This is a genomic window from Streptomyces sp. NBC_00158 (assembly GCF_045160885.1).
Lineage (GTDB): Bacteria > Actinomycetota > Actinomycetes > Streptomycetales > Streptomycetaceae > Streptomyces.
The window spans coordinates 4,772,532-4,789,525 of record NZ_CP108161.1 but is presented as its reverse complement, the minus strand read 5'-3'; the positions used below and the strand labels follow the sequence as shown (position 1 = coordinate 4,789,525).

Here is a 16,994-nt window from a genome sequence, read left to right as displayed (position 1 = left end):
GCGTCACCTCTCCTTCTGCAGTAGGGACAGCGCGGCGATCAGCTCGGCCTGTGGTTCGGGGGTGACTTCGAGTGCCTGGAGGGGGGCGAGCCTGCGGTCCCGTTCGGCGCGCAGGACCTGGTCGAGGTGGTCGCCGACCAGTTCGCCGCCCCGGTCGCGCAGGCGTACGGCGGCCTGTACGCCGATCCGCTCGGCGAGCTTCTCCCCTGCCGGACGGGCGCGTTTGCCGCCGAGGAGGGCGGCGACGAGGAGGGCGGCGACGCCGTCGGGGTCGGGCGCGGGCTGCTTGCCGAGCTTGGCGACCTCCTCCTCGGCGAGCTCCTCCAGCACGCGCCGCCAGCGGCGTACGGCCATGCCGATACGTTCCGCCGCTTCCCGGTCGGGCGCGGGCAGCGGCACCGCCCCGGAGGCGGGCTCGCGCCGCCAGACCTCGGCGATCCGCTCGTCGGCGGCGGCGACGGCGCATTGGAGGAGCGCGGCGAGGGATTCCGCGAGGGAGTCGAGGAGTTCGTCGGCGCTGGTGTCGAGGGGGTAGCCGCGCCACCGGGTGAGGGCGTCGCCGGCGAGTACGGCGCCCTTGTCGAGGCGGTTGCGGACCCGCTTGCCCTCCTTGCGGTACGCGTCCTCGACGGCGGTGGTCAGCCGGACGGCCGCGGCGTGCTGGGCGGCGACGGCGGAGGCCAGCTCCGGCATGCGGCGCTTGAGGGAGTCGAGGGCGCCGAGGGCGGTGCGGCCGACCGCGTACTGCCGGGCGGCCGGGTCGTGGACGTGGTGGGTGAGCCAGGCGAGCAGCGGCGCGACCGCGCTGGCCGGCAGCAGTCCGCCGCCGCCGGTCGACTCGGGCAGCTCGGGCACGGTGAACCGCGGTACGTCGCCCAGCCCGGCCCGGGTGAGCAGGGCCCCGTACTGGCGCGAGACCTCGGCGAGCACCTGGTGCGGGACCCGGTCGAGGACGGTGATCAGGGTGGCGTTGTACTGCTTGGCGGTGCGCAGCAGGTGCCAGGGGACGGCGTCGGCGTACCGCGAGGCGGTGGTGACCATGACCCAGACGTCGGCGGCGCAGATCAGCTCGGCGGCGAGGGTGCGGTTCTCGACGACGAGGGAGTCGATGTCGGGGGCGTCGAGGACGGCGAGGCCGCGCGGGAGGGTGGACACGGTCTCGATGCGCAGCTCGCTGGTCGCGCCGGGGCGGCCGGGTGCGCGCAGGGGGTTCTTCCTGGAGGAGGGGACCAGTTCCTCGTCCTGCTGGGGCACCCAGACCCGCATGAGGTCGGGGAGGATCCGCATCCCGGCGAACCAGTGGTGGTCGTCCGGGTGGCAGACGAGGACCGGGGTTCGGGTGGTGGGGCGCAGCACTCCGGCTTCGCTGACCTGGCGGCCGACGAGGGAGTTGACGAGGGTGGACTTGCCGGCCCCGGTGGACCCGCCGATGACGGCGAGGAGCGGCGCCTCGGGCGCCTTCAGCCGGGGGACGAGGTAGTCGTCGAGCTGCGCGAGCAGCTCGGCTCTGGTCTGGCGGGCGCGCGGGGCGCCGGGCAGGGGCAGCGGCAGACGCACGGACGCGACCCGGTCGCGCAGGGCGGACAGGGCATCGAGCAGCTGAGGCCGAACATCCAAGGTCACCACATGCGAAGAATGCCCAATTTGGGACCATTTTTGAAGCTTATACGCCCTCTGCGCGCCGACCGCGACTCCTGAGGGACATCATGGACACGGCGGACGAGTGGGACGCAGGCATAACGAGTGCACAACACCCAGGCCGACGCGGCGCAAAAGCGGTGCGAGAATCGCACCTGCCTGCGATTATCGGGACCGCTTCACCGAACCTCCACAACGTGGCACGCGAGTGAAGCAACCGGGACAAGGCAACCGGAGCCCTATCCTTGACCCGGCACGGACCGCAGTCCCACCCCCACCAAGGGGCTCCAGGCCACCACGGTCACCTTCCGGCCCCCGTAGCTCAGTGGATAGAGCAGGCGCCTTCTAAGCGCTTGGCCGCAGGTTCGAGTCCTGCCGGGGGCACTTCCTTCCACCTTCCCGAGGGCCGATCAGGCCGTCCGGGCCGCCCTGGCGCGGGATCGTCACGCCGTCCGCGATTGGCGGAAATTCACTCGACCGGACCCTTGCGGGATCCTTGCACCCGCAAAACCGGAAACCTGAAAACCGGAAGAGCGCCGTCCCGCCCGACGGGGGTTCGTTCGGGCGGGACGGAGTACGGGACTCCGGACTCGGGGGGCGGGTCCGGGGCCGGGTCCGGGTGGGGCCGGGGCCGGGTCCGGGTGGGTCCGGGGCCGGGTCCGGGTGGGGCCGGGTCCCGGATCAGTAGGACGGGAAGGCGGGGGTGGAATCGGCGGTGGCCGGGGCGCCGTCGGCCGGGGCGTCCTGCGGGGAGACGCCGAAGGCCTTGACCGCCTGGTAGTACGTCCAGGCCGTGCTGTCGCAGGAGCCCTTCTTGACGCCCGAGTACTGCGAGCAGACCCGCTTCAGGTCGGCGTAGAAGGCGTCGTCCAGACGGGACTTGTTGGCGGGGAAGGTGCCGGCCGCCTTGTAGTTGCGGTACCCGAAGTCGTGGCGGGCGCAGGCCGTCTGGAAGGGGAAGCCGAAGGGGTTGTCGGGGGACGAGGAGCAGTAGTCCGTCGACCAGTCGAAGGCGTACGAGGCCCAGTTGCCCTGGCTGCCGCGCGCCGCGACCCAGGCGTTGTAGCTGGAGGCGCTGGTCTGCGTCCAGCCGCTCAGCACCTGCGGCTTGTCCGCCGGGGCCGCCGAGGCCGGGGTGGCGAGGGCCAGCAGGCCGGCGGACACGGACGCGAGCAGGGGGACGAGACGGCGACGCATGGCATTCCTCCGAGTGGGGGCGGCGGGGCGAGCGGGCGACGGGGCCGCGCCCGGCCAACTCCCCGGTGCGGCGTCGGGATTCACCCTCGGAGCACGCCATATCCCCGGCCCCTACCGCCCCTATAACGCGGCCCGGACGCATACGTGCCGACCTGGCTCGACCTGGTACGTCCTGGACCGCACCCCTCTCAGGTATGACTCCGTGTCCGACCTCCGGCAGATTCGAGGTTGATACCGGGGAGGGACGCGCGCGTGACGCCCGGCCCGAACACTTATGGGTATGAACCGCCGTCCGCTCGTCATCGCCGCCGCCGTCGCGGGAGTCCTCGCCCTGGCCGCCTTCGCGCTGCCCAACCTGCCGCCCAACCCGGTTACGAACGCCCTTGAGAAGCAGGTCCTGCGGGAGAAGGGCAAGCGGTACGCCAGTGCCGCCGACGCTCCGAAGAAGGGTGACCGGGCGTTCGTCCTGCCCAGCTGGATACCGGGGGACGCCACCGACATACGGATCCGCGCGCGTGGCGACGGCGGGGCCCGGCTGATCCGGTTCACCCTCGGCAAGACCCCGCTGGACGGCCCGCAGTGCGCCGCCGGGACGCCGAAGAAGGCGGGCGGCCCCCGCCTGGGCGCCCGCTGGTGGCCCGGCGACACCCGGCGCGAGGAACGCCCCGAGTGCCGGGACCGCTACCAGTACCAGGTCTCGGTGCGCGGCCGGCAGGTCTACGCCTGGACCGACGGGACGCCCTCTCCCGGAGCCCGAATACCGGAGGGCGGCGGCCCCGGCGGCGGCCCGGCCGTCGCGCCCGCCGGGGTGTCCGGCGGGGTGTCCGGCGGTGCGCCCGCCAGGTAGGGGGAGCCGCTCAGGCGGTGTCGCGGGCGAGGAGCGCCGCCGTGGCCCGGGCGAAGCCCTCCGGGTTGTCGAGCATGATGTTGTGCCCGCAGTCCGGTACGGCCACCACGGCGACCCCGGCCGCCTCCAGGGCTTCGGTGCCGTCGAGCCGTCCGTCCTGCTCCGGGAAGAGGAAGCCGCGCGGGACCTTCAGCTCCAGCAGGAGCTCCCGCATGGTGGGCGTGGTGCCCGCGGCCAGGTTCACGGCGCTGCGGTGCAGGGCGGTGCGGCCGGCCAGCCGCATGGTCGACCACCAGTGCGCGCCGACCCGGTCGCGGACCTCCGCCCAGCCGCCCGCCAGGAACTCCTCCTCCGTGTAGGAGGCGAGGCCGCTGCTGCCGGCCGTGCCCGGGGTGGGCGGCAGCGGGTCCAGGTTGGCGTCCACCAGGACGAGGCGGGAGACCAGCCGGGGGTGCCGGGCGGCCAGCACGATGGCCACCGCGCCGCCCATGCTGTGGGCGATCACCTCGGCGCCTTCGGCACCGGCCGCGGTCAGGGCCTCGGCCACGGCGCCGGCGTGCGCCTCCAAGGTGTACGAGAACGCCTCCGGGCGGTCGCTGTGGCCGTGCCCGAGCATGTCGAGCAGCAGCGAGCGCCGCCCGGCCAGCAGCGGGTGGACGGCGCTCGCGGCGAAGTAGGCGGGTGAGGTCGAGCCGAGCCCGTGCAGGTAGACGCGGGGCGCGTCCGCTCCCGGGAGTTCGACCCAACGGATCCGGTCGCCTTCCGGCGTCACGACGGCACTGTGCACGGTGTGTTCCCCCTCAAGTGATGATCCACAACTCCGGCACGAGGGTAACCGCGGCTCCAACTGCCTCGTCTACCCTCGTCTGATGACCTTGTACGTGAACCAGCTCGACGGCGCCGCGCCTGTGACCGGACCGCCCCCGGCCGGGTCCGATGTGGCGGTGTGGTCGCTGGACACCACGCGCGGGGCGATCGGCGGCCACGAGGCCGGCGGGGCGCGGGCCCTGCTGGACGCGACCGAGCGGGAGCGGGCCGACCGCCTGCTGCGCCCGGCCGACCAGCGCAGCTACCTCGCCTCGCACCTGGGGCTGCGCGTGCTGCTCGGCGGGTACCTGGGGCTGGCGCCACAGGAGGTCGTCCTGGTCCGCGAGGACTGCCCGGGATGCGGGGGGCCGCACGGCCGTCCCGCCGTGGCCGGGGGCGCGGTGCACTTCTCGCTGTCCCACAGCGACGACGTGGCGTACTTCGCCTTCTCGGGGGTGCCGGTGGGCGTCGACGTGGAGGGGATACCGAGGGCGAGCGCCGTGGACGACGTCCTGAGCAGCCTGCATCCGGCGGAGTCGGGCGAGATCACCGCGCTCCCGGAGGCGGAGCGGCAGGCGGCGCTGGCCCGGGTGTGGGCCCGCAAGGAGGCCTGCCTGAAGGGCACCGGTCTGGGGGTCGCGTTCGGCCTGGCCGATCCGTACGTGGGGTCGGGCCCCACCCCCGCCCCGGTCCCGGGCTGGACCCTGCGGGACCTCCCCGCCCCGGACGGCTACGCCGCCGCGGTGGCCGTTCGCCTGCCCGCCTGACGGCAGCCCGTGCGCTGCCGCGCGGGGGTCGGGGGCGGTCGGTCGGTCGCCGCTGCGCGGGGCTGGTCCCCTACCCTCCCCCAGACTCCGTCCGGGGGGACCCCCACTTCCACCGTTCCCAGGGGCTCCGCCCCTGACCCCGATACCGGACGCTCCGCGCCCGGTGGGTCCCCCCCAGCGGTAGCTGGGGGAGGGTCTGGGGGCGGAGCCCCCAGGGGGTCCGGGGCGCAGCCCCGGGGAACGGGCGAGGGGAGGGTAGGGGAACCGGCCCCGCGCAGCGGGCTTATCCGGATGCTCGGGCGGCGGTCGCGTCCTAACCTGGCCGGCATGGACATTCGACGCGCCCGCAGCGCCGGCGAACTCGTGGCCGCCGAGGGGCTCTTCGACGGGCCCGCGCGCCCCGAGTGGTGCGAGCGCTTCCTCGCGCGGACCGGCCACCTGATGCTCATCGCCTACGTCGACGGCGTGCCCGCCGGCATGGTCTCCGGCGTCGAGATGACGCACCCCGACAAGGGCACCGAGATGTGCCTGTACGAGCTGTCCGTGGACGAGGCGTACCGGCGGCGCGGCATCGGCCGGGCCCTGGCACTGGCGCTCGCCGACGAGGCCAAGGCCCGCGGCTGCTACGGCATGTGGGTGGGCGTCGACACGGACAACGAGGCGGCACTGGCCACGTACGCGTCGGCGGGCGCCGAGGACGAGGGCCTCTTCTCCATGCGCGGCTGGCCCCTGCGCGACGCCTGACGGGCGCCCGGCCGCACCCCTCCGGCGGCGTGTCGTGGGGCCAGTCGGCGCACCCTCCGCGCGGGGGCGGCCGGGCTGGCCGAGCATCGGCCGCATGACCGCCATGACCGCCATGACCGCCATGACCTCCCTGCTCCCGGCCACCGCCCTGCTGGCGGCGGCCGCCGTCCTGCCTCCGCACCCCGCCCACGCCGCCGTTGCCGACGACGCCCCCGCCGCCTACGTCGTCATGCTGAAGGACACCACCTCCCGCGCCCCGACCCGGGCGCTGGCCGCCGAGGCGGCGCGGGCGGGGGACGAGGTCGGGGCGGTCTACGACGCCGCCCTCGACGGTTTCGCGGTACGCACCACCGCGGCCCGCGCCGCCGCCCTCGCCGCGGACCCGAGGGTCGCCTCGGTGGAGCCGGACGCGCCGTTCCGGATCTCCGGCGCGCCGGCCTTCCCCGACCCCCCTTACATCCCCGTCCCCTTCCCCGGTCTCGTCCCCGAGCCCGTCACGGCGCCCGGACCCGCGCCCCTGACCCAGCGGCAGGCCCCCTGGACGCTCGACCGGATCGACCAGCGCGAGCTGCCGCTCGACGGTTCGTACACGTACTCCGGCAACAGCGGCCGGGGCGTCACCGTGTACGTGGTCGACACCGGGATCAACACCCTCCACCAGGAGTTCGGCGGCCGCGCCCGCAACGGCTACAACGGCTACACCGGCCTCTTCCAGGGCGGTGCCGAGGACTGCAACGGCCACGGCACGCACGTCGCCGCCACCGTCGGCGGGGCGACGTACGGGGTCGCGAAGGAGGTCTCCCTGGTCGGTGTGAAGGTGGCCGACTGCCGGGGCGACGGGAGCCTCTCGGTCATCCTGCGCGGCCTCGACTGGATGGTGAAGGACCACGTCCGGAACCCGGCCCGGGGGCCCGCCGTCGCCAACATGAGCATGGGCGGCACCCGCAGCCACTCCATGGACGCGGCGGTGATCCGCGCGGTCGCCTACGGGATCACCTTCACCGTCGCCGCCGGCAACGAGGCCCGGGACGCCTGCGCGGGCTCCCCGTCCGCCGTTCCGCAGGCCCTCACGGTCGGCGCGACCGACGGCGCGGACCGGCGTCCGGGCTTCTCCAACCACGGCCGCTGCGTGGACGTCTCGGCGCCGGGGCAGGGCGTCACCTCGGCCTGGAAGGGCTCTCCGACCGCCCTCGCGCGGGCCTCGGGCACTTCCATGGCCGCCCCGCACGTCGCCGGCGCCGCCGCGCTGCTGCTGGCGGACGGCCCGGCCCGCACGCCCGCGGAGGTGGGCCGGCTGCTGGTCCGCGGCGCCGTCCCGGACCGGATCACGAACCTGCCCCCCGGGACCCCGAACCTGCTCCTGCACGTCCCCCCGGAACAGCAACCGGAGCATCAGCCGGAACAGCAGCCGGAGAGGTAGCCCGAGAGGCAGCCCCGGCGGCACCGACCAGTCGGTATCCGATGTCCCATCAGACCGGGTCTGATGGGACATCAATGTCTGTGCGCTTCGGGCGAAAGCAAGCCATTGACTTCTCAACACCGCGACGCGTCAATGACGGCCATCCGCACCGGCTCGGCCTTCCCCACACAGCGGGTGGGGGGAGGGGTTCGTCATGACGAAGGAGTCGCGACCCTGTGAGTACGAGAACCCTCAGACGAAGAGTGCTGGCCGGGGCGGGCGCCCTGTCCCTGGCCCTGACGGGCGGCGTCGTGGCCCTGACGGGACCGGCGCAGGCCGCGACCAAGACCACGTCCGTACCGGTGAAGTGCGTCGCCCCGGCGCCCCAGCCGGGGGCCAACGGCAACCAGGACTACACGGTCACGGTGCCGGACACCGCCAAGGCGGGCGAGACCGTACCGATCACCATCGACCCCGGCGAGACGCCGGTCGTCCCGATGTTCACCATCGACACGGTCAACACCATCAAGGCGAAGCTGCTCGTCGGCGGGGTCGCGCAGACGGTCACCAGCCCGCCCGTGAACAGCCACCAGGAAGCCGGCAAGAAGGCCGACCCGCCCCCCTTCAGCGGCACCGTCAAGATCCCGGACGGCACCGAGGGCACGACGGTGCAGATCACCATCGACCAGGTGGTGACGGACGCCGACCTCGCCGGCACGGTCTACACGACGACCTGTACGCCGGACCCGCGGCCCAGCGCCCCGGTCGCCTCGATCGCCGTCGAGGCCCTGCCGAAGGACCCGGTCACGACCAAGCTGACGCCGAACAGCGGCAAGGCGGGCACGGCCGTCACCGCCACCGGTGCCAACTTCCCGGCCGGCCCGGTCACCTGTTCCGCCCAGCTCGCGGGCGTCGCGACCGGTGACGCCGGTACCGGCACGGCGGACGCGTCCGGCGCCGCCACCTGCAACATCACGGTCACCAAGAAGGCCGACACGATCAAGATCGACGGATCGACCGGCCCCGCCAAGGCCTTCACGTTCATCGAGGAGCAGGTGGGGGTGCAGAACCCGGTCGACATCGAGGTGCTGCCCGGGCCGCTGGCCCTCGGACCGAAGGCCGACCAGCCGGCCGTCAGCTTCGGGGCCGTGACCATCAACGGCAAGGCCCAGTCGGTGTTCGGCGCGTTCAACGCCGCGACCGTCCAGGACTTCCGCGGCGGCAGCCTCGGCTGGGACGTGACGGCGACCCGTACGCCGTTCCTGAACCAGGCGACGGGCCACTCGATGACCAAGGCGCAGCTCGGCATCCAGCCGTCCTGCACCGTGACCAACCCGGACAGCCCGAGCACCTGCACGGCCGGTGCCCCGGGTGCGATCTCGGGCACGCCGATGAAGGTCGCCTCCCAGGCGGCCGGCGGTGAGGAGCTGACCGGCGGCGAGTTCGCCGTGGGCGGCGCGGCGATGATCCAGCTGCCGCCGTTCATGTTCGCCGACACCTACCAGTCGGTCGTGACCTTCTCCATCGCCTGACGGACGACCCGAACCGGGTGGTGCGGCGCCCCGGCGCCGCACCACCCTCCCGCGTTCCGCCCCCGCACCGCCCGCCGCGACACTGGAGACCGACGCCCATGCGCATCCGCACCGTTGTCCGCTCCCTCCTCCCCGCCCTGTCCGGCGTGCTGGTGCTGCTGGTGCTGCTGCTCCCCGCCGCCCCCGCGACGGCCGCGGACAACGGCACGTGGGGGGTGTTCCCGACGCCGCCGGCCGGCGCGTCGGTGACCGACCGGGCGTACTTCTTCCACCAGGGCGCCGCCGGGACCACCGTCAGCGACAGCGTGACGGTCCTGAACTCCTCCGACACCGAGCTGACCTTCCGGGTCTTCGCCACCGACGCCGTCAACACCCCGTCGGGCGGCGCCTTCGCGCTGCTGCCCGTGCAGACGAAGCCGAAGGACGTCGGCGCCTGGGTCGCGCTGGCTCCGGAGGCGGCGGCCACCGTCACCGTCCCGCCCCGGGGCCGCAAGGACATCCCGTTCACCGTCAGGATCCCGCAGGACGCCGTGCCGGGCGACCACGTCGGGGGGATCGTCGCGCTGAACACCCGGGTCGAGGGGGTGCAGAAGGAGGGCAAGGTGCAGGTCGGGGTCCAGCGGCAGGTGGGCGCCCGGCTGTACTTCCGGGTGCCCGGCCCGCTGACGCCCGGGCTGAGCGTGGAGGACGTACGGGTCGACCGGGGCGCCCCCCTTCTGCCGTGGGTCAAGGACGCCCGCGCCACCGTCACGTACACGCTGGTCAACCGGGGCAACGTGGTCGTCGAACCGAGGGTGGCGGTGTCCGCCGAGGGGCTGTTCGGGCGCCGGGTGCTGAACCGGCCCGCCCGCGACCTGAAGCTCGTACTGCTGCCGGGCCAGCGCATCGAGCTGACCGAACCGTGGCCGGACGCCCCTCAGTTGGACCGGGTGTCCGTCAAGGTCCGGGCGAGTGCGGCGGCCTACCCGGACCTCACCCCGGACGCCGGTACGGACTTCGTCGCCGTCCCGTGGCCCGCGGCGGGCGTCACCCTGGTCCTGGCGGGGGCCGGGATCACCTTCCTGGTGCTGCGCCGGCGGAGCCGCGGAACTCCGGAAGAAGCGCTGAGCGAACCGGACTTGGCTCGGGCCAGCTGACCGGCGAGGGTGTCCCCGGGGGGTGACGGCATTCGGCCATCACCTGTGACGGGGAGGCACGACGGATGGAACGAGAGCACAGCGAGTCCTGGCCCGCCGCGCCCGCCGCCGGGCCGGTCAGGGGCGTGGGGCTGCTGACCCGCATCGAGCGGGCCCTGGGCACCGGGACCGCCGCCTACCTGCCCGGGGACGGCTGGATACGGCTCACCCTCCCGCTCGACGACGGCGGCCCGGCGCCCGTGACGGTGGACGTGGTCGCGGACACCGTGCGGGCCCCGCGCGGGATCGCGTACCTGCTGCCGGGCGGTGGCCTGAACTTCGCGGCGGACTTCTTCACTCCGGGCCGCGACAACCTCGCCCACCACCTGCGCCGCCAGGGCCTGCTGGTGGTCGGGGTGACCCCCCGCGAGGACGCCGCCCGCCCCGAGGAGGTCGGCGCGGACTCCGGGCTCGCCGCGCACCGCCGGGACCTGGCGGGGGTGGTGGCCGCGCTGGACTCCGTACTGGGCCTGCCGTACGCGTACGCGGGCCACTCGGCCGGCGCCGCCCTGGCCCTGGACGCGGCCTCGCACGACCCCTCGGAGCGGCTGCGCCGGGTGCTGGTCCTGGACACGACCGGGCCGTACGCGGGGGACCTGGCCGAGCGGGCCGCCGCGACCCGGGAGGTGTACGAGGAGCAGCTCGCGCGGGGTGTCCACGCGGCCGACCCGGGGCTCGCGGCGCTGGTCGCACGGGCGGTGGCGGACCCGTCGGGCGTGTCGGAGGCGCCCTGGCCGCCGGACCCGGCGCAGCGGTTCACGCACGCGGGCCTGGCCCACTTCGCGCTGGTCCGCACCGCCGCCCTGCCCGGCCCGGCGAACTGGATCCACCGGCGGGGGCACGGCGCGGGCGAGTACGTCTTCGGCGCCTCCCCTGCCGAGGACCGCTTCGCCCTGCACCACACCCCGCTGGCCGTCTGGCACGCGGCCACGTCGGCGCTGGGCAGCGGGCTGGTCCCGACCGCTCTGATGCGGGACCTCGCGGCGGTGTGGGCGGGCGACGGGAAGGCGTACGGGATCGCGTGGGAGCGGATCCGCTGCGAGGTGGTGTGGGTCAACACCGAGCTGGGCCGGGGCGACGAGCCGCTCGGCGCGGAGCTGATCCGGGCGGCCGGGAACGACCGGGTCCGCTTCGCCGTGGTCCCGGGCTACGGGCACGGCGACGCCGTCTGGTCTCGGACGGCGGCGGCGGACGTCTGGCCGCTGCTCCGGGACTGAGGGGACCGGGGCACGCAGCAGCCCCCGGCCGGTGAGGGTTGGCCGGGGGCTGCTGGTCCTGCGGGGCGCCGGGGCTCAGTGGTTGCGGGGGAAGCCCAGGTCGACGCCGGCGGGGGCGTCTGCCGGGTCGGGCCAGCGGGTGGTGACGACCTTGCCGCGCGTGTAGAAGTGGATGCCGTCGTTGCCGTAGATGTGGTGGTCGCCGAAGAGCGAGTCCTTCCAGCCGCCGAAGGAGTGGTAGCCCACCGGCACCGGGATCGGCACGTTGACGCCGACCATGCCCGCCTGGATCTCCAGCTGGAAGCGGCGGGCGGCGCCGCCGTCGCGGGTGAAGATCGCGGTGCCGTTGCCGAACGGCGAGGCGTTGATGAGGGCCACGCCCTCCTCGTAGGTCTCGGTGCGCAGCACGCACAGGACCGGGCCGAAGATCTCGTCGCGGTAGGCGTCGGAGTCGGTCTTCACGTTGTCGAGGAGCGAGAGGCCGATCCAGTGGCCGTTCTCGTTGCCCTCGACCGTGTAGCCGGTGCCGTCGAGGACCACGTCGGCGCCCTGGGCGGCGGCGCCCTTGACGTAGGAGGCGACCTTGTCGCGGTGGGCGGCGGTGATCAGCGGGCCCATCTCGGAGGTCGGGTCGTTGCCGGGGCCGATCTTGATCTTCTCGGCGCGCTCGCGGATCTTCTCGACCAGCTCGTCGGCGATGGAGCCGACGGCGACGACCGCCGAGATGGCCATGCAGCGCTCGCCGGCCGAGCCGTAGGCGGCGGAGACGGCCGCGTCGGCGGCGGCGTCCAGGTCGGCGTCCGGGAGCACCAGCATGTGGTTCTTGGCGCCGCCCAGCGCCTGCACGCGCTTGCCGTTGGCGGAGGCGGTGGTGTGGATGTGCCGGGCGATCGGGGTGGAGCCGACGAAGGAGACGGCGGAGATGCCCGGGTGGGCGAGGAGGGCGTCCACGGCGACCTTGTCGCCGTGGACCACGTTGAGGACGCCCGCCGGCAGGCCGGCCTCGGTCATCAGCTCGGCCAGCTTGTTGGAGGCCGACGGGTCCTTCTCGCTCGGCTTGAGGATGAAGGTGTTGCCGCAGGCGACGGCCAGCGGGAACATCCACATCGGGACCATCGCCGGGAAGTTGAACGGGGTGATGCCCGCGACGACGCCGAGCGGCTGGCGGATCGCGGAGACGTCCACCCGGTTGGAGACGGACGTGGACAGCTCGCCCTTGAGCTGCGTGGTGATCCCGCAGGCCAGCTCGACGATCTCCAGGCCGCGCGCGACCTCGCCCAGCGCGTCGGAGTGCACCTTGCCGTGCTCGGCGACGATCAGCTCGGCGATGGCGTCGCGGTTGGCGTCCAGCAGGGCGCGGTAGGCGAAGAGCACCTTGGTGCGGGCGGCCAGCGAGGACTGGCCCCAGGACAGGAAGGCCTCCTGGGCGACCTTGACGGCCGCGTCGACCTCCTCGGCGGAGGCGAGCGCGACCTGCGTGGTGACCTCGCCGGTGGCCGGGTCGGTGACCGGGCCGTAGTTGCCCGACGCGCCCTCGACGGTCTTGCCACCGATCCAGTGGTTGACGGTCTTCATTGTGCTGCTCCTTCACAGATGGCGACGTCGCTGCGCGGCTTGCCGGTCGTACTCTTCACGGGCCAGGGCCGCCGACGCACGGGTCGCGGTCTCGGCCACAGGAACATCCCACCACGCCTGTGCCGGGGGCGGGCCCGACACAGTGTCGGGTGTTCGGGTCTGTGCGTAGACACATGTGGGCCGGTCCGACCGGCGGGCTTCGGCCAGGGCTTTTCGCAGGTCACCGATGGTGCGGGTGCGGATCACGGCCATCCCGAGGGAGGCGGCGTTGGCCGCGAGGTCCACCGGAAGGGGGTCCCCGGTGTACGTCCCGTCGGGTGCCCGGAAGCGGTAGGCGGTGCCGAAGCCCTCGCCGCCGACCGCTCCGGAGAGGCCGCCGATGGAGGCGTAGCCGTGGTTGTCGAGGACGACCACCTTGAGCGGGACGCCCTCCTGGACTGCGGTGACGAGCTCGGTGGGGTTCATCAGGTACGAGCCGTCGCCGACCAGCGCCCACACCGGCCGGCCGGGGGCCGCGAGGGCCGCGCCGAGGGCGCCGGGGATCTCGTAGCCCATGCAGGAGTAGCCGTACTCCACGTGGTGCTGGTACGCGGAGCGGGCCCGCCAGAGCCGGTGCAGGTCCCCGGGGAGCGAGCCGGCCGCGTTGACGATCACGTCGGTGTCGTCGACGACGGCGTCGAGGGCGCCGAGCACCTGGGCCTGGGTGGGGACGGCGTCCTCGTCGGGGGCGTGGAAGGCCTGGTCCACCAGGGCCTCCCAGTAGAGCTTGGCCTTGCGGTACGTCCGCTCGTACGCGGGGTCGACGCGGTGGCCTGCGAGCTCCGCGCGCAGCGCGTCCAGGCCCTCGCGGGCGTCGGCGACCAGCGGCAGCGCGGCCTGCTTGTGGGCGTCGTACGGGTCGAGGTTGAGGCCGAGGAAGCGGACGCCGGGGTCCTGGAAGAGGGTCGAGGAGGCGGTGGTGAAGTCGGTCAGCCGGGTGCCGGCCGCGATGACCAGGTCGGCCGCGCGGGCCAGGTCGTCGGCGGTGGCGGTGCCGGTGTGGCCGACGGCGCCCACCTCGGCGGGGTGGTCGTGGCGCAGGGCGCCCTTGCCGGCCTGGGTGGCGGCGACGGGGATGCCGGTGGCGTCGGCGAAGGCCCTCAGTGCGTCCTCGGCCCCGCTGTGGCGGATGCCGCCGCCGACGACGAGGAGGGGGCGGCGGGCCGCCCGTACGGCCCCGGCGGCGGCCCGCAGCTCGTCCGCGTCGGGCCGGGGGCGGCGCACCCGCCACACCCGCTCGGCGAAGAACTCCTCGGGCCAGTCGTACGCCTCGGCCTGCACGTCCTGCGGCAGCGCGAGGGTGACGGCGCCGGTCTGCACGGGGTCGGTGAGCACCCGCACGGCCTGGAGGGCGGCCGGGATCAGGGCCTCCGGGCGGGTGATCCGGTCGAAGTAGCGGGAGACGGGCCGCAGGGTGTCGTTGACGGAGACGTCGCCGGCCCAGGGCACCTCCAGCTGCTGGAGCACGGGGTCGGCGGGCCGGGTCGCGAACGTGTCCCCGGGCAGCAGGAGCACCGGGATCCGGTTGATCGTGGCGAGGGCGGCGCCGGTGACGAGGTTGGTGGCGCCGGGCCCGATGGAGGTGGTCACGGCGTGGGCGGAGAGCCGCCCGCGCTGCCGGGCGTACCCGACGGCGGCGTGCACCATGGCCTGCTCGTTGCGCCCCTGGAGGAAGGGCATGGCCTCCGGCCCGCTCTCCAGCAGCGCCTGCCCGATCCCGGCGACGTTCCCGTGCCCGAAGATCCCCCAGGTGGCGGCGATCAGCCGCTGCCGCCGCCCGTCGCGCTCGGTGTGCTGCGCGGCCAGGAAGCGGACGAGCGCCTGCGCGGTGGTGAGCCGTACGCTGCGCTGCGCGGTCACGGGGTCTCCTCGGGTCGGGGGAACGGGAGGCGGGGGTCGACCCGCTGGTCGGGCCAGGTGGCGCGGATCCAGGCGTGGTCGGGGTGGTCCCGGATCAGCCACTCCCGGTCCGCGTCCGGGCCGGCCATCACGTTCAGGTAGTACATGTCGTGGCCGGGCGCCGCGATCGAGGGGCCGTGCCAGCCGTCGGGGATCAGCACGACGTCACCCGACCGCACCTCGGCGAGCACGTCGGTCTTCCCGGCGGGCGAGGGCGTCACGCGCTGGTAGCCGACGCCGGGGGTGTCCCCGTGCGGGGCGATCTCGTAGAAGTAGATCTCCTCCAACCGGGACTCCTCGCCGGGGTGGTGCTCGTCGTGCTTGTGGGGCGGGTACGAGGACCAGTTCCCGCCCGGGGTGAGGACCTCGACGGCGATGAGCCGGTCGCAGTCGAAGGCGCCGGCGGCGGCGAAGTTGTGCACCTGCCGCGAGCAGTGGCCGGCGCCGCGCAGCTCTACGGGTACGGAGGCGGCGGGGCCGTACCGCGCGGCGAGGCGCCGCTCGCAGCGGGCCCCGACGAGCGCGAAGCGACCGCCGTCGGCCGAGGTCACCCGGGCGTACGCGTCCCGGGGCAGGTACGCGAAGTCGGTGGGCCCGTCGAACACGCCGGCGCGGCCGCGCAGTCGGAACGTCCCTGCGGGGCTCTCCCCCACTCCGCCCCTTCCCGAAACCACGGCTGCGCCCTGGACCCCCTCGGGGGCTCCGCCCCCGAACCCCAGCGCCTCCGGCGGGGCTGCGTTCAGCCGCGCCCCCGGCACGGGGTCCGGGGCGGAGCCCCTGGGGGTACCCCCAGCGGTAGCTCGGGGAGGAACGGTGGAAGGGCGGGGCGGGGAGGATCCCGCCCGTGCCCCGGCCCCGGGGCCCGTGGCCGGCTCCGCACCGGGGGCCCCACCCCGGGCCGCGTCCGCAGCCCAGCCCGGGTCCGGGGCCGGGGCCGGGTCCGGGGCCGGGGCCGGGTCCGAGGCCGCAGCCCAGCCCGGGGCCGGGCCCGGTACCCCACCCCCACCCGGGCCCGCGCCCGCGCCCGGGGCCGGGGCCGGGACCCCGCCCGGGGCCGGGGCCGGGACCCCGCCCGGGGCCGGGGAAGCAGTCGCGCAGCGGACCTCGCAGGCGCCCGACAGCGGGAGGACGATCCACTCCGCGTCCCCGCACGTGTGCGCGTACGCCTGCCCCGGCTCCAGTTCCAGCACCACCAGCCGGGTGAACTCCATCCCCGTCTCAGACACCACCGGCACCGCCCAGCACCTCCTCCACCTCGGACGCGAACGGCATCGCCGACGAGCACGCCAGCCGCGAGGCCACGATCGCCCCGGCGGCGTTCGCGTACCGCAGGACCCGCTCCAGGTCCCAGCCGGCCAGCAGTCCGTGGCACAGGGCGCCCCCGAACGCGTCCCCGGCGCCCAGCCCGTTGACCACCGTCACCGGCACCGGCGGCACCTCCACCGCCGTGCCGTCCCGGTGGACGGCCAGCACCCCCTCCGGCCCCCGCTTGACCACCGCGAGCTCCACCCCGGCCGCGAGCAGCGCCCGCGCGGCCGCGTACGGTTCGCGCTCGCCGGTGGCGACCTCGCACTCCTCGGTGTTGCCGACGGCGACCGTCGCCAGCGCGAGCGCCCGCCCGTACCAGGGCTGCGGCGGGCCGTCCCACAGCATCGGCCTCCAGTCGAGGTCGAAGACGGTGGTCCCGGACTTCGAGCGGGCCTCCAGCGCGGCCAGGGTCGCGGCGCGGCTCGGCTCGGCGCTCAGGCCCGTGCCGGTCATCCAGAAGACCCGCGCCGCCCGCACCGCGTCCCGGTCGATCTCGTCCGGGAGGATCTCCAGGTCGGGCGCCTTCGGGAACCGGTAGAAGTAGAGCGGGAAGTGGTCGGGCGGGAAGACCTCGCAGAAGGTGACGGGCGTCGGGTGGGCCGCGACCTCCGCCACCCACCGGTCGTCGACCCCGAACCCCCGCAGTTCGGCGCGCAGATACGCCCCGAAGGGGTCCGCGCCGGTCCGGGTGATGACGGCCGTGCGCCGCCCCAGCCGGGCAGCCGCGACGGCGACGTTCGTCGGTGAGCCGCCGAGGAACTTGCCGAAGGTGTCGACCTCCGCGAGCGGTACGCCGGTCTTCAGCGGGTAGAGATCCACCCCGATCCGCCCCATCGTGATGAGGTCGTGA

14 protein-coding genes and 1 tRNA gene are annotated in these 16,994 nt (G+C 74.6%); 8 read left to right on the top strand and 7 right to left on the bottom strand.

What is annotated here, in order from left to right; translation table 11 throughout:
• Positions 1 to 3: 3 nt before the first annotated feature.
• Complete coding sequence (locus OG553_RS22060) at positions 4 to 1,617, bottom strand: dynamin family protein (protein WP_405980635.1); 1,614 nt, start codon at positions 1,615 to 1,617, stop codon at positions 4 to 6.
• A 332-nt stretch (positions 1,618 to 1,949) separates the two neighbouring features.
• On the opposite strand from OG553_RS22060, the gene OG553_RS22055 reads away from it, so the two are divergent.
• Positions 1,950 to 2,022 (top strand) — tRNA-Arg (locus OG553_RS22055).
• A 297-nt stretch (positions 2,023 to 2,319) separates the two neighbouring features.
• On the opposite strand, the gene OG553_RS22050 is transcribed toward OG553_RS22055, so the two are convergent.
• Positions 2,320 to 2,835 (bottom strand): phospholipase, encoded by a 516-nt coding sequence (locus tag OG553_RS22050; RefSeq protein WP_405980634.1) that lies wholly within the window; start codon positions 2,833 to 2,835, stop codon positions 2,320 to 2,322.
• A gap of 280 nt (positions 2,836 to 3,115) precedes the next feature.
• Between OG553_RS22050 and OG553_RS22045 the strand changes: the two genes are divergently transcribed.
• Positions 3,116 to 3,682, top strand: a complete 567-nt coding sequence (locus OG553_RS22045; RefSeq protein WP_405980633.1) for a hypothetical protein — start codon at positions 3,116 to 3,118, stop codon at positions 3,680 to 3,682.
• 10 nt (positions 3,683 to 3,692) lie between these two features.
• Here the strand turns inward: OG553_RS22045 and OG553_RS22040 are convergent, their stop codons facing one another.
• The gene (locus tag OG553_RS22040; protein WP_405980632.1) at positions 3,693 to 4,469 is read right to left on the bottom strand and encodes an alpha/beta fold hydrolase; all 777 of its coding nucleotides are present in this window, start codon (positions 4,467 to 4,469) and stop codon (positions 3,693 to 3,695) included.
• An 82-nt stretch (positions 4,470 to 4,551) separates the two neighbouring features.
• On the opposite strand from OG553_RS22040, the gene OG553_RS22035 reads away from it, so the two are divergent.
• The 6 genes from OG553_RS22035 (at position 4,552) to OG553_RS22010 (ending at position 11,323) form a co-directional block, all read left to right on the top strand.
• Positions 4,552 to 5,256, top strand: coding sequence for a 4'-phosphopantetheinyl transferase family protein (locus tag OG553_RS22035; RefSeq protein ID WP_405980631.1), 705 nt, complete (start codon positions 4,552 to 4,554; stop codon positions 5,254 to 5,256).
• A 327-nt stretch (positions 5,257 to 5,583) separates the two neighbouring features.
• Positions 5,584 to 6,000: a GNAT family N-acetyltransferase gene (locus OG553_RS22030; protein ID WP_405980630.1), complete on the top strand. Its 417-nt coding sequence runs from the start codon at positions 5,584 to 5,586 to the stop codon at positions 5,998 to 6,000.
• Positions 6,001 to 6,094: 94 nt separating this feature from the next.
• On the top strand, positions 6,095 to 7,420 hold the full coding sequence (locus OG553_RS22025; RefSeq protein WP_405980629.1) for a S8 family peptidase: 1,326 nt from the start codon (positions 6,095 to 6,097) through the stop codon (positions 7,418 to 7,420).
• 215 nt (positions 7,421 to 7,635) lie between these two features.
• Positions 7,636 to 8,931: a hypothetical protein gene (locus OG553_RS22020; RefSeq protein WP_405980628.1), complete on the top strand. Its 1,296-nt coding sequence runs from the start codon at positions 7,636 to 7,638 to the stop codon at positions 8,929 to 8,931.
• 98 nt (positions 8,932 to 9,029) lie between these two features.
• Positions 9,030 to 10,067 carry a WxL protein peptidoglycan domain-containing protein gene (locus OG553_RS22015; protein WP_405980627.1) on the top strand — a complete coding sequence of 346 codons (1,038 nt, stop codon included), beginning with the start codon at positions 9,030 to 9,032 and terminating at the stop codon, positions 10,065 to 10,067.
• 65 nt (positions 10,068 to 10,132) lie between these two features.
• Complete coding sequence (locus OG553_RS22010; RefSeq protein WP_405980626.1) at positions 10,133 to 11,323, top strand: hypothetical protein; 1,191 nt, start codon at positions 10,133 to 10,135, stop codon at positions 11,321 to 11,323.
• A 75-nt stretch (positions 11,324 to 11,398) separates the two neighbouring features.
• On the opposite strand, the gene OG553_RS22005 is transcribed toward OG553_RS22010, so the two are convergent.
• The 4 genes from OG553_RS22005 to iolC form a co-directional block, all read right to left on the bottom strand.
• Complete coding sequence (locus OG553_RS22005; RefSeq protein ID WP_405980625.1) at positions 11,399 to 12,898, bottom strand: CoA-acylating methylmalonate-semialdehyde dehydrogenase; 1,500 nt, start codon at positions 12,896 to 12,898, stop codon at positions 11,399 to 11,401.
• A gap of 12 nt (positions 12,899 to 12,910) precedes the next feature.
• Positions 12,911 to 14,797 (bottom strand): 3D-(3,5/4)-trihydroxycyclohexane-1,2-dione acylhydrolase (decyclizing), encoded by a 1,887-nt coding sequence (gene iolD, locus OG553_RS22000; protein ID WP_405980624.1) that lies wholly within the window; start codon positions 14,795 to 14,797, stop codon positions 12,911 to 12,913.
• On the bottom strand, positions 14,794 to 15,594 hold the full coding sequence (iolB, locus tag OG553_RS21995; RefSeq protein WP_405983104.1) for a 5-deoxy-glucuronate isomerase: 801 nt from the start codon (positions 15,592 to 15,594) through the stop codon (positions 14,794 to 14,796). Before iolB ends, iolD begins: the two co-directional genes overlap by 4 nt.
• 460 nt (positions 15,595 to 16,054) lie before the next feature.
• Complete coding sequence (gene iolC, locus OG553_RS21990) at positions 16,055 to 16,978, bottom strand: 5-dehydro-2-deoxygluconokinase (protein ID WP_405983103.1); 924 nt, start codon at positions 16,976 to 16,978, stop codon at positions 16,055 to 16,057.
• Positions 16,979 to 16,994 lie beyond the last annotated feature (16 nt).

What these genes read in the sequence shown, in the direction of transcription:
- OG553_RS22050 (WP_405980634.1), bottom strand. Translation starts at nt 2,835, where the DNA reads ATGCGTCGCCGTCTCGTCCCCCTGCTCGCGTCCGTGTCCGCCGGCCTG.
- OG553_RS22045 (WP_405980633.1), top strand. Translation starts at nt 3,116, where the DNA reads ATGAACCGCCGTCCGCTCGTCATCGCCGCCGCCGTCGCGGGAGTCCTC.
- OG553_RS22035 (WP_405980631.1), top strand. Translation starts at nt 4,552, where the DNA reads ATGACCTTGTACGTGAACCAGCTCGACGGCGCCGCGCCTGTGACCGGA.
- OG553_RS22030 (WP_405980630.1), top strand. Translation starts at nt 5,584, where the DNA reads ATGGACATTCGACGCGCCCGCAGCGCCGGCGAACTCGTGGCCGCCGAG.
- OG553_RS22025 (WP_405980629.1), top strand. Translation starts at nt 6,095, where the DNA reads ATGACCGCCATGACCGCCATGACCGCCATGACCTCCCTGCTCCCGGCC.
- OG553_RS22015 (WP_405980627.1), top strand. Translation starts at nt 9,030, where the DNA reads ATGCGCATCCGCACCGTTGTCCGCTCCCTCCTCCCCGCCCTGTCCGGC.
- OG553_RS22010 (WP_405980626.1), top strand. Translation starts at nt 10,133, where the DNA reads ATGGAACGAGAGCACAGCGAGTCCTGGCCCGCCGCGCCCGCCGCCGGG.
- OG553_RS22005 (WP_405980625.1), bottom strand. Translation starts at nt 12,898, where the DNA reads ATGAAGACCGTCAACCACTGGATCGGTGGCAAGACCGTCGAGGGCGCG.
- iolC (WP_405983103.1), bottom strand. Translation starts at nt 16,978, where the DNA reads ATGGGGCGGATCGGGGTGGATCTCTACCCGCTGAAGACCGGCGTACCG.